The sequence below is a fragment of the Phyllobacterium sp. genome (assembly GCF_037994425.1).
GTDB lineage: Bacteria > Pseudomonadota > Alphaproteobacteria > Rhizobiales > Rhizobiaceae > Phyllobacterium.
The window spans coordinates 1-10,871 of the sequence record NZ_JBBNAM010000025.1 but is presented as its reverse complement, the minus strand read 5'-3'; the positions used below and the strand labels follow the sequence as shown (position 1 = coordinate 10,871).

Genomic DNA, 10,871 nt, shown 5'->3' with positions numbered 1-10,871 from the left:
GGAAGCAAGTGCCTCCAACGACGTCGCGAAAGCCGCTGGTGCTGAGCCAGGCATCGACCCCAACACCACCAGCTCAATCTCGGTCGGCGGCAAGCCGAAGGGCAACAATGGGTTCGGCAACGGCGACCAAACAGCTCCCGGCGGTTCCGGCGCTCAAAACAATGCCGAAAACGCTACTGGCACGAAGGGCCACGGCGGCAAAGGCTAGCGCTAAAATACCCGGGCAAGTTTTGACAAAGAGCTTGCCCCAACTTACCCCTCGCGAATGAGGGGGCTGCTTTTTTGCAAGGGAAATGCCAGCGGCTTGCAGAACGGTGTATTTCGCTTTGAGGACGGAGTGATCATCCGCATTGACGAGGATGGCTTCGACCAGCGGATCGAACGCATCGAACGCCGCCTCGAATTGGTGGAGTGGCCAGTCTTTTGCCGATGGCCTTCTTCCTATTCAGGGAAGGAACGCAGGGAACGAACCGGTTTGACAAGCCGACCGGACTCTTGCTGCAAGCGGCTGAATAACGTCGAAACGGACTTCGGTCCGTCGCTGGGGGATGAGCAATTCGAGCCTGATGATGACGCGCAATTTAGCAACCAAAAGAATGACAACGACAAGAACTATTGGGTCGGTAGTGCTTCCGCGCCGTCAGCACGACGCATCCATGCCCGAAGCCGCTGGACTAATTGGGCCGCGCTAGCGGTAAGTTAGCAATATTTCCCCGCCAGATTCCGTCCCAGCCGCTCATGCAGTTCCGTCATGATTTCGGAGAAGGAAAGTTCGCGCTCGTAACTGCCATCGTCCGCGACGGTGACGATGACGGCGACGCCATCGGCCCTTATGGCCAGAACGGTTTCGTCGGCAGATTCCGGCTCGGCCTCGTCGATGCCGGTGCGCCATTTGGTATGGTGCAGGCGGTTGCGCGTCGTCATTTCGACCACCGCTGGATGACGGACACTGCCTTGCGCAGGCCATCCAATTCGGCGCGAAGGGCGACGATATCCCGCCGCAACAACTCGTTTTCGCGGCTCAAACTGTCGCGCGCGGCTTCCATTTCGAGAGCGGTTTCGCGCATTTCCAGCTTCAGGGATCGGCGCAGATCGGCGAGCCTGTCGTCGAAAGTCTCGCACTGCTGCTCGATGATGCCGATGATTTCCGCCCGCTGCTCGCCGACGATCTGGGAAATGGTGCCGATGACAACATCGGGATCGAACCTGATTTTCGCCGGGTCGAGCAACCGTTCGCCCACTGGGATTTTTTTCGTCTCGCTCATTGGTGCCGTTCCTTCAACGCCTGCTTCAGCTTGTCGAGTTTCACCCGAAGTTCGCAGATAGCGAGCAACGTCTCGCCAAGCAGCAGCGCGTAGGCGGAACGGGAAAGAGAAGAAGCCGGCGCGGCACTCTCGCGTCCGGCCCCTTCCGCCGCGTCAGCCGCTGACTTGTGGCTTGCGGTTTTCGCGGTACTGACCAGCTGAATCACCATGTCACACCTGTGATCGTTGCGATTCTGCCGTTCATGCGCATCGCCCAGGTGCAATCGAAGAGCGCGCGGATTCCAATCAAATCCTGCTGCCAAGACTCGACGTCGGCGTGGTGCCGAACGGATCGACCGGCACGGAATCCGCGGTGACCAGCGTCGCCTGCGACGTCACGTCGAAACTGGGCGTGTCGGTTTCGCCGGAAAGGAAATCGGCGGCATCGAGGGCCACGACGGATTTCGCGGCGAGTGAAGGCGTCGAAATGATGGTGACGCCAATAAGGCCGGGGGCCAGTGTCAGGGCGCGGACTCTTTCGGCTTCCGGCATAAGGTAAATCAAGTCCTGCGGCGCGGCGACTGCGCCTGCCAGCTTGCCGAGATCGCCAGAAAGTGCGGCGGTGCTGCCGCCAGCCGTCGCGGCGAGCGGGGTGACGCCATTGAGCAGACCGCCAGGCGAAACCGCTGTGGGAGCGGATGCGCCCATCATGATGCCGTCTATAGCGGCGGCGGTATCTTCGGCGATGGCCTGCCGGATGACGGCTTCGATGCTCGGCGTCGAACGGCGGGAAAGTTCGGCGGTAAAAATCGAAATCACTTTGGCCGCGCAAGGCGCGATGCTGGTGGCGGCAAGACTCAAAGCGCGAACCGGAATTCCCGCAGCTTCGCCGACGAACACGCCGCTGATATTGGCAGGACCACGGCTCAAGACCTTGATTGTGCCGATACCGGCAAACGACAAGCGCAGGCCGCGCGCCGCCAGTGCGGCATAGGTGCTTTTCGGTGCCAGCATGGCGACGATGCCGGATGTGCCCTGTTGCGCCAGTTCGGCCGCCCAGCCTGCAACGGTGGTCTGTGCGGGTTGCGTCGTCGCTCGTGCGACGAAGGCCGGCAAATCCTGCATGACGTCGATGATCTTCTGCGCCTGTCCCTGCGGATAGCGGGCGTTGGCCACCTGCACGATATCGGCGTTTTTTCCCTGATTGTTGCGGTCGTGGCTAAGGAAGGCGACGACCAGGGCGCGGATAAGGGTTGTGGCGGCATCGTCGCGGCGGCTGGTGCGGACGGCGCGCGACAGGCCGATGCACAAATCCTTGATGTGGCTGAGTTCGCGCAGGGCGGTGGATGTGTCGTCCATAAAAAAACCCTCCAGCCGTGTGCAGGAAGGGTGATTTTGTCGTCCAGCCTGCCGATCGACCAAAGTACACGGCAACAACCACGCTAGCTGCGTCGGCGTAACCTTTGTGTTACATCGAAAAGGAAATTTCGCTTTCCGCGCGGCAGTTTGTGGATTCTATACTACGCGACGGCTGGTAATTATCAGCGAATCCGGATAGTTAATCGCCATTGCTCTGAAGAAAAGTTGAGATTAACCCCGGTTCGCGCGACTTTGTGGAAGCCGGAAAAAGCAACAATATTTCGTTTCGAGCCAACTTCACGCAACATAAATACGCGGAAACTGGAAAAGAGTGGCCCACGCGCTCCCCAGACGGGGGCGGATGTTCCCTTTTCGTTCCCCCCCTACCTTCGGCATTCCCCACTCTGCAAGTCAATGCAGAAGACGAAAGTTGTCCGCGCATACGCCACGCACATAGTTGATGACCAGAGCGATAACTTGCTGTTTCTCGTCGTCGTCAAGGCAATCAGGTATGATCGCGGCGTTGTAACCGGCGAGAAACCAGACAATGTGGGTGAGATCATCTTCGCATTTGGCATCACGCAGCATGGTGATGACTACATCGGTAAGCGTCCAGCCAGAGTTCTCGTCGGGCACATGTATCAGTTCATGGACATAGGCCATCGCCCGTTCACTTGCGGTCGTCATCGTCTTTCCTTTTTGCTCGAAAGGCCGGTCTTCGTCGACCTGCACTTGCGACGCCAAGAGTCGAGCAGGCCAATAGGTTCAATCATGATGTAGATGATGCTTTGATGGTTGAAGCGATTGATGATGTCGATAACCCCAAGGATGTGGTCTGCGATAAGGCGATAGGTATGGTCACGGCGCAGGCCGGGAACGTCATCATCTTCCTGATGGGTGAGAACAGATACGCGCCAGATCATCGCCGAAATTTCCTTCCTTCCTTCCTCCCCACAAGTAGTCGCAAACTTTTGTGAGTAGCCTCGCGCGTATAATGTTTAACTAGGTAGGAAGGTGGGTAGGTGGGAAGGAGCCCCCTAAAAACGGCGTGCATTGAATCCCCCCTTAAACCCACTGTTTTCCTCCCTCTCTTCGGCTTCTTCCTCGATGTCGGGAACGCCCTTCTGGTAGACCCAGCGCGGTTTGCCGCTCTCCTTGTTCCATTGTTTTCTGCGGGTGCAGCCCAACAGCCGCAGCACTGCGCCGACGCGCATCTCGTGGGTGCGTTCGCGCCGCGCCACGGGGATATCCAAAAGTTTCAGCACATCCGCAGTGGTGAACTGGTTGCCGGTCACGCGGCTATCGACGTACATGGCGATATCGTCGTGCCATGGGTCGCGCTCAAGCCGGTCGTCCTGGTGCATGGCGGCGGTTTTTTCGATCTTGCTGCTGAGCCACCATTTTTCGCCGCCTTGCCAGGCGTCATAGGCTTCCGCCCATAGCTGATTGACGATCTTGCGAATGTCGCCAAGTTTGATTGCGGTGATACGCACCGGCCAGAAGCGCCGGTTGCCGGTGGTATCGTGGAAGTAGACGTCGGAATTGGTGCTGCCGACCAGCACGCATTGTCGCGGCGCAACGATATCGGAACGGCCATAGGGCGGACGGAATCTGTCGGTCTGGCAGGACAGGAAATCCTTGACCGCCTCGACTTCGGACTTCTTGAACTGGGCAATTTCGGCGAGTTCCACAATCCAGACGCCCATCAGGTGCTGGCGGGCATCGCGTGAGCCGAGATTGTGCGGCAAACTGTCGGAAAACCACGCGTCCCTGACGGCCAAGGTCCGCAACAGGCTTGATTTCAGCGTGCCCTGTCCACCTTCAAGGATCACCGCATGGTCGTTTTTGCAGCCGGGTTCGAAGACGCGGGCCACCGCTGAAATGAACAGGCAGCGAGTCACCGCTTCGACATATTGCCGAGCCGCCGCTTTTTCGTCGCCGGTATCCCCATTGATCGCCGCGCCGCAGTAGTCGACCAGGAAGCGGGACAGGCGCTTGACGCCGTCCCATTGCAGCCCCTGGAGATAGTCTTGGATCGGATGATAGGCGTGCGCCCGCGCTTCCAAATCGATCACCTCGCGCACCATGCCGCGGCTGATGCGGACAAAACCGCGACTGTTCAGATGCTCGGTCAGTGCCGTGTCGTCGGTATCCTGCCACTCGCGCGGCTCGAATGACTTCGGTGCTTTTAGGCCGGGACGCGGGATAGGCCGCACCAGCATGATCCGGTGCGAAAAGGAATCGAAGCACACCAGATCCTTGGTGAGTCCGTGCCGGTTGAGTTCCTGTCGCACCTGCAACGGGTTGGCAACGCGGCTCTTGGCGGGCGGCGGCGTCATATAGACGATCTTTTCGTCCTCGCTACTGCTCATAGCCACGCCTCATCGGCAAGATCATTGCCCAATTTGCTGGAAAAACGGATGCAGGCCTCTTTTCCGGCACCGCTCCAGCGTTCGCCGCATTCCTGCGCCGCAAGCAAGCCAGCCTGGTCGTGGTCGGCGCAGATACTCAGGTGTTCGATACCCGGCAGCACGGGGAAGGTGCGTAATGCACCAGCGGTCGATGTCGCCCATATCGGACGCAGACCACGCTTCCACGCTTCAAGGCCGGTTTCGACGCCTTCCGTCAGGAACAGCCCTTCGGTCACCAGTTCGTCCGGCGTCAGTTTGATGACCTTGCCGAGTGGACTGCCGGACATTTTCTTGCCGAGATGCCCCGATCCGTCTGCGCGAAGCCGCGTCCGGTGCAGGGCCATGGGTGGCGCGTCAGGATCGGTGTCACCAATAATCGGTGCATAGCGGCACAACATGACCGCCGCGCGGATGACAATGCCGTGCTCGTTCTGCCATGGGCAGGCCGGATGGAAGCGAATGGTACGCATCGCGACGTCATCAGGCAGGATCAACCCACGCCGGTTGAGATAGGTTTCTACCAAAGTGCCTTGCGGGACCAGCGCTTCACGCCACAAGCGGGCAATCTTTTGCTGCTCGCTCTTCGTCTCGATGCGAACGTTGCGCTTCGACGGTGGTGCGATGCTGCGCTCGTGGCGGCTTTCGAACTGCGGCATACCGCAGAGCGCTTTGACATGATCCCGACATGTCATCCAGTCGTCGTTGGCAAACGAACAGACAGAGAATGAACCGTCAGGCTTGAAGTGAACGGAAAGCGAGCGGTCTTTCGGGCTATGGCCAGGACCGGGACACCGAATCCGGTCACCGTGCAGTTCGCCGCCAAGGCGGCCGGCAAGGTCAGTGATAGGCAGCATTGCGGAACCCTTTCGTTAGCTGGGTCCGCACGCTTCGAAGAAATTGCCGAAATGGCCGAAATGCCTTATATATCAGACCGCCCCTTCGAGAACGGCACTTTCCCTATTCCAAGCATCCCGGCCCTTCACGCTGCTCCTTCGGCGTGCGGGGCCTCATTCCTTTGTGGTTCCTTTGGTATTGCCTGCTTGTTTTCCCCATAATCCATGATATATCCTATGGGATACCCTTTGGAAACCCTATGGGACGGTCAAAATGGAAAGATTGGAAATCGGCAATGCCGCCGTCTGCATCGGCTCTACCAAACAGAGCATTCAGAAATGGCTGCTGAAGGGTCAGATAACACTGCCGGACGTGAGAGCTGAAAAAGGCCAGCGCGCCACCTTCTCTGCCTTTAATCTCTGCTTTTTGGGCCTGCTCAATCAATTCATCACCTATGGCGTCGGCGTCCGTGCCGCGAATTCCCTTGCTCAGTCCGTCTTTCAGGATGAAACGCTGCTGCTGGAACCCACCGACGACCTGTTGGCCAAGGTTCAGAACAGGTGGGTTTATCTCACGAAAACCCATGGTGAGTGGAAAGTCGGCGTATGGCAGCGGGTGGCGCTGGATAGGCCTTCTACTTTGGTTATCGATTTGACCGCCCTGTTCAGCGACGTTCTCGGACGCGCGGCAGAAATCGGCAAGAACAAGGTGGCCTAAGTGGCCAACTACGTCATCCAGCGCAACGTGAAGACTGCCTTGAAGGCAGCACGACAGGCTGGCGTGCCAATCAATCCATCAGATTCGACGGGGACGGAACATTCGAGCTTCTCGTCGGTGACCCCGATATCACCGCTGACGAAAACATACTGGAAAGGAAGAAAAACTCATGGGACGGCCCAAGACTAAAAATCGGTTCCCCGGCACGCGCTGGGTCAGAGACCGAAGCGGTGCAATCAAGTATTGCTACGTCACACCCATCGACGGCGGACCGGAAATCCGCGTCCACGCCCAAACTGACACGCCGGACTGGGAGCGCGAATACTTAAAGGCACGCGGCGGTGAAGCACCAGTAAGGCCGCTTTCATCACGTCGCGGTTCGGGAATGAACATGACGTTCAGCGAAGCGGTCGAGCGTTGCCTGCGTTCGATCCCCTATAAGAATCTCGCCCCTGACACGCAATACAAGCGCAAGCTACATTTGAGGCGGATGGCGGAACAGCGCCCTAATGCCATTCTCGGCGATCTCACCAAGGCATACCTTGCCGACTTCCTTGGTGATTTGCGGCCTCTTCAGCATCGCGCTCATATCGATTCGATCAGGACGCTGTTTCGCAGCCTCGATCTTGAAGATCCAACACGTGGCTATATCTTTCCGAAGCCGGTCGAAAGCAAAGGTTTCAGAACGTGGAAAGAAGGCGATCTCGAAAAATTCCGCGACCGCTGGCCGCTCGGCAGCCTGGAAAGACCATTTTCGAACTTGGCTATCATACCTGCCAGCGCAAGAGCGATCTGATCCGCATGAAATGGAGCGACATCATCACTTTGATTGCCGATGACGGCCAAACCTATGAGGCCATCTATGTCCATGCCCAGCACAAGACGCAAGAGACCGTTGTGATTCCGGTGGACCCGGATTTGCGGGAAGCGCTCGACGCTTACAAGGCCGAGATGCAGGAATGGCTCGATATGATGGAATACAAGAAGCTCAACGAGCCTTCATATGCGGGCGTTCTCGCCCAATACAAGGGAAATAGCCGCCGCCAAGCCGCAGACGATCTCATTCTGCTTTCGCATCTCGGCTATCCGCTGACCCCAGCCAATTATCACAACGTCATGCGTCCGGCATTCATTGCCGCTGGCCTGCCTGTCTTCAAGAAGGGTATGGAAACCCATCAGCACACCTTTAGCGGCCATGGTTTGAGAAAAGGCGGCATGAACGGCATTGCAGAAGGTGGCGGCAACGTCTTGCAAATCATGGCGATCAGCGGTCACAAATCGCCGAAGCACGTCATGCATTACGTGCAGGATATGGAAAAGCAGAGGGCAGCAATTCAAGCCGTCCAGCTGCGTCGCGCCAGTCTCGAAAAGCGGCAGGCCGACAGGGCCAAAGCCGCAGGCGCATCGAGCAACATTGTCTCGCTCAAAGGGGAACGAAAGTAGAACCCTGTTTGAGAAACTAGCCCCGTTTTGGGGTTCCATGTTTGAGAAACCACGATCTAACCTATTGATATTTCGTTCTTGCCATACTCGGTGCCATCGTCTCATAGTCTTCGGTGTAGTCGCCGGTAATCATAAGGATCTTGGTGCGTGGCATTGTGGCTTCCTCCCAATCTGAAACGGAGAAAGCCTAGCAAATGCCAATCGCCTAGCGGTACTAGCGGGATACTACCGAAAAATTTTGATCGAGCCGAGCCGATGCACGGCTCTAACTTCGCGCAAGCTTCGGCCTCTATGGTTCTGTTAGCGGATCGTGGTGGGAATCGATGGAAAAGAACATAAGGCAGACAATTGAGCAGCTTTTCGCCGCGTTGAAGAAGCTTGGGGCACGGCGCCTGATCGCCCTCGGCATTGTCGGTGTGACGCTGTTCGGTGCCATACTGGCATCGAGCTTCTACCTTAATCGCCCGCAATACGAAACGCTTTACGTCGGTCTCAGCCGCGATGATGTGAACCGCATGGGCATGGCGCTTGGCGAAGCGGGCATCCCTTTCGATGTCAAATCCGACGGAACATCGATCCTCGTCCCCTTCGGCAAGGCCGATCAGGCGCGCATGTATCTTGCTGAAAAAGGCCTGCCCACCAGCAACAACGCCGGCTATGAACTCTTCGACAATATGGGATCGCTTGGCCTCACATCGTTCATGCAGGAGATCACGCGCGTACGTGCGCTCGAAGGTGAGGTTTCCCGAACGATCCAGGCAATTCGCGGTATCAAGGCAGCGCGCGTTCACATTGTACTTCCTGAGAAGGGAAGCTTCCGCCGCGGGGACCAGGCGCCGTCCGCCTCTGTCGTCATTCGCACCGAGGGGGATTTTGCCATCGAATCCGCCCAATCGATCCGCCAGCTTGTAGCCGCCGCGGTGCCGCAGCTCACCGCGGCCGAGGTGACCATTCTTGACACCAACGGCCGTCTTCTCGCGTCGAAGGATGATGGAACGAGTGCTGGCGCGGTAATGTCGGCCACACTCGAACAGAATGTCTCGGCCTCAATTGACGAAAACATCCGTAAGGCACTCGCGCCCTATCTCGGGGTCGGTCACTTCCAGAGCAGCGTACAGGTGACGCTTGATACCGATCGGCGTCAGACCAACGAAACCGTATTTGATCCTGAATCGCGCGTCGAACGTTCGGTGCGGGTCGTCCGCGAGAGCGGCGATTCGAAGAATTCGACCAGTGACAACGCAACCGGCGTCGAACAAAACATCCCGCAGGAAGAGATTGCCAGCAAGAATGGCGACAGTTCGTCGGAAAAGACCGATAAGCGCGAGGAATTGACCAACTACGAACTGAATTCGAAAACGGTCTCGACCACCAGCGACAGCTACCAGATCAAGCGACTTTCGATCGCGGTCGTCATCGATCAGACGCGTCTGATGCAGACCGCGGGCACGACTCCTCCGCCCGCGAACTTCGTTGACCAGCAGATCGCCAAGATCACCGAGCTGGTGGCAACGGCTGCGGGCCTTGATCAGAAACGGGGCGACATCATCAACGTAACCGCTGTCAATTTCATGGAGACGGCGGACGAACACATGGAACCGACATCGACGCCCTTATCGGAAATGATCTTCCGCCAGGCTGGCAGCTTCGTCAATGCTGCCGCTCTTGTTGCCGCGGTTGTCCTCATTGTCTGGTTCGGCGTCCGGCCATTGATGCGTGAGATTGGCAAGGGGCCGGATGTGCCGCAAACCGCCGGCGCCTCGGCTCTCAACATTCCGAACGTTGCAACAGCGACCAATCTTCCCGTCGTTGCGCCAGTTCGCTCGGAACAGAGCATGCCCTATGACGATCTCAGCGAACTCAGACGGCGCATGCGTGTCCCGGCCCAGAACCGTCTCGAGCAGATGATCGACATGGATGAAGAGCGGGTGGCCGCGATCCTGAAACAATGGGTTCACGAGGCGGCCTGAGATGAGCGCACGATCCGTAGCCAGCGTCCTCACCGACTTCGCCCCGAAGCGGGTGTCGGCAGATCGCGTCACGGTTTTTACCGGCACGCGTGAGCGAACGGTTTCGCTAGAGGAAACAGCAGAGCCCGCAGAGGAAATCGTCGACATCATCGATTATGAGTTGAAGGTCAAGGAAGCCTTTGCGGCCGGACGCGAGTCGGGGCAGGCGGAAGCGGCCGTGCTCTTTGAGGCCGAGAAGGTCAGGCTGGAACGGGAGTTCCAGGAACAGCTCGCCGCGGCAGATGCCACCTTCCTCGCGGACACCGGCGCACGTCTTGCTGCGCAACTCAGCGAAGGCCTGGGGGCCGTAGCTGCCGAGCTATCGGGCGCATTGGCGGCGGTGCTTACGCCACTCATCGAGACCAAGCTACGCGAACGCGCAATCGAGGGATTTGTCGCCGAAGTCGAGCGGCTGACGCGAGGGTTCGACGGACTGCTCGTTGATGTTTCCGGCCCCCGCCATCTGCTTGATGCGTTGCGCGCCAGGCCTGAGATCGATTCGATCCGCTTCACCTTCAGCGAAGCCAGTCAATCGGAACTCTCCCTGAAATTGGATGATGTCGTTATCGAGACCCGGCTTGGCCGCCTGATCGACGCGTTGAAGGATCAAAGCCGATGAACATCGACCCTGAAACGCACCGTGAGATCGTCATTGTCCGGCGAGGTCGCGGGGACGGCGAGGAAGGGCACCATGGCGGTGTCTGGAAGATTGCCTATGCTGACTTCATGACGGCAATGATGGCGTTCTTCCTCGTCATGTGGCTGATCAATGCCGCCAATGAGGAAACGAAGGCGGCCGTCGCCAGCTACTTCAATCCTGTAAAGCTGATGGACCGGCAAGCGCAGCCTAAGGG

At 58.1% G+C, this 10,871-nt stretch carries 15 protein-coding genes and 1 pseudogene; 8 read left to right on the top strand and 8 right to left on the bottom strand.

Annotated elements, in window-relative coordinates:
- Together AAAB35_RS01470 and AAAB35_RS01465 are read left to right on the top strand one after the other, a co-directional pair.
- Positions 1-208: pseudogene (locus AAAB35_RS01470) on the top strand (hypothetical protein); the annotation flags it as partial.
- A 96-nt stretch (positions 209-304) separates the two neighbouring features.
- Complete coding sequence (locus AAAB35_RS01465; protein ID WP_340666479.1) at positions 305-703, top strand: hypothetical protein; 399 nt, start codon at positions 305-307, stop codon at positions 701-703.
- On the opposite strand, the gene AAAB35_RS01460 is transcribed toward AAAB35_RS01465, so the two are convergent.
- From AAAB35_RS01460 to AAAB35_RS01425, 8 genes are all read right to left on the bottom strand, one after another.
- Positions 700-924: a hypothetical protein gene (locus AAAB35_RS01460; RefSeq protein WP_340666478.1), complete on the bottom strand. Its 225-nt coding sequence runs from the start codon at positions 922-924 to the stop codon at positions 700-702. The genes AAAB35_RS01465 and AAAB35_RS01460 overlap by 4 nt on opposite strands.
- Entirely contained in the window at positions 921-1,265 is a 345-nt protein-coding gene (locus tag AAAB35_RS01455; protein WP_340666477.1) for a hypothetical protein, read from the bottom strand. Before AAAB35_RS01455 ends, AAAB35_RS01460 begins: the two co-directional genes overlap by 4 nt.
- Positions 1,262-1,474 carry a hypothetical protein gene (locus AAAB35_RS01450; RefSeq protein WP_340666476.1) on the bottom strand — a complete coding sequence of 71 codons (213 nt, stop codon included), beginning with the start codon at positions 1,472-1,474 and terminating at the stop codon, positions 1,262-1,264. Before AAAB35_RS01450 ends, AAAB35_RS01455 begins: the two co-directional genes overlap by 4 nt.
- 76 nt (positions 1,475-1,550) lie before the next feature.
- On the bottom strand, positions 1,551-2,603 hold the full coding sequence (locus AAAB35_RS01445; RefSeq protein WP_340666475.1) for a peptidase U35: 1,053 nt from the start codon (positions 2,601-2,603) through the stop codon (positions 1,551-1,553).
- A 411-nt stretch (positions 2,604-3,014) separates the two neighbouring features.
- Positions 3,015-3,290 carry a hypothetical protein gene (locus tag AAAB35_RS01440; protein WP_340666474.1) on the bottom strand — a complete coding sequence of 92 codons (276 nt, stop codon included), beginning with the start codon at positions 3,288-3,290 and terminating at the stop codon, positions 3,015-3,017.
- Positions 3,287-3,526 (bottom strand): hypothetical protein, encoded by a 240-nt coding sequence (locus tag AAAB35_RS01435; protein ID WP_340666473.1) that lies wholly within the window; start codon positions 3,524-3,526, stop codon positions 3,287-3,289. The genes AAAB35_RS01440 and AAAB35_RS01435 overlap by 4 nt, the downstream gene beginning before the upstream one ends.
- Positions 3,527-3,640: 114 nt before the next feature.
- On the bottom strand, positions 3,641-4,897 hold the full coding sequence (locus AAAB35_RS01430; protein WP_340666472.1) for a virulence-associated E family protein: 1,257 nt from the start codon (positions 4,895-4,897) through the stop codon (positions 3,641-3,643).
- 74 nt (positions 4,898-4,971) lie between these two features.
- A complete protein-coding gene (locus AAAB35_RS01425; RefSeq protein ID WP_340666471.1) occupies positions 4,972-5,868 on the bottom strand; it encodes a toprim domain-containing protein in 897 nt (298 codons plus the stop codon).
- A gap of 253 nt (positions 5,869-6,121) precedes the next feature.
- On the opposite strand from AAAB35_RS01425, the gene AAAB35_RS01420 reads away from it, so the two are divergent.
- The 6 genes from AAAB35_RS01420 to AAAB35_RS01395 form a co-directional block, all read left to right on the top strand.
- Positions 6,122-6,565, top strand: a complete 444-nt coding sequence (locus AAAB35_RS01420) for a hypothetical protein (protein ID WP_340666470.1) — start codon at positions 6,122-6,124, stop codon at positions 6,563-6,565.
- A 169-nt stretch (positions 6,566-6,734) separates the two neighbouring features.
- Positions 6,735-7,361 carry a hypothetical protein gene (locus AAAB35_RS01415; protein ID WP_340666469.1) on the top strand — a complete coding sequence of 209 codons (627 nt, stop codon included), beginning with the start codon at positions 6,735-6,737 and terminating at the stop codon, positions 7,359-7,361.
- 5 nt (positions 7,362-7,366) lie between these two features.
- Positions 7,367-8,008: a tyrosine-type recombinase/integrase gene (locus tag AAAB35_RS01410; RefSeq protein WP_340666468.1), complete on the top strand. Its 642-nt coding sequence runs from the start codon at positions 7,367-7,369 to the stop codon at positions 8,006-8,008.
- A gap of 323 nt (positions 8,009-8,331) precedes the next feature.
- Positions 8,332-9,978 carry a flagellar basal-body MS-ring/collar protein FliF gene (gene fliF, locus AAAB35_RS01405; RefSeq protein ID WP_340666467.1) on the top strand — a complete coding sequence of 549 codons (1,647 nt, stop codon included), beginning with the start codon at positions 8,332-8,334 and terminating at the stop codon, positions 9,976-9,978.
- Position 9,979: 1 nt separating this feature from the next.
- Positions 9,980-10,636 (top strand): hypothetical protein, encoded by a 657-nt coding sequence (locus AAAB35_RS01400; protein WP_340666466.1) that lies wholly within the window; start codon positions 9,980-9,982, stop codon positions 10,634-10,636.
- On the top strand, positions 10,633-10,871 hold a 239-nt coding region (locus AAAB35_RS01395; RefSeq protein WP_340666465.1), incomplete at its 3' end, for a flagellar motor protein MotB. The genes AAAB35_RS01400 and AAAB35_RS01395, both read left to right, overlap by 4 nt.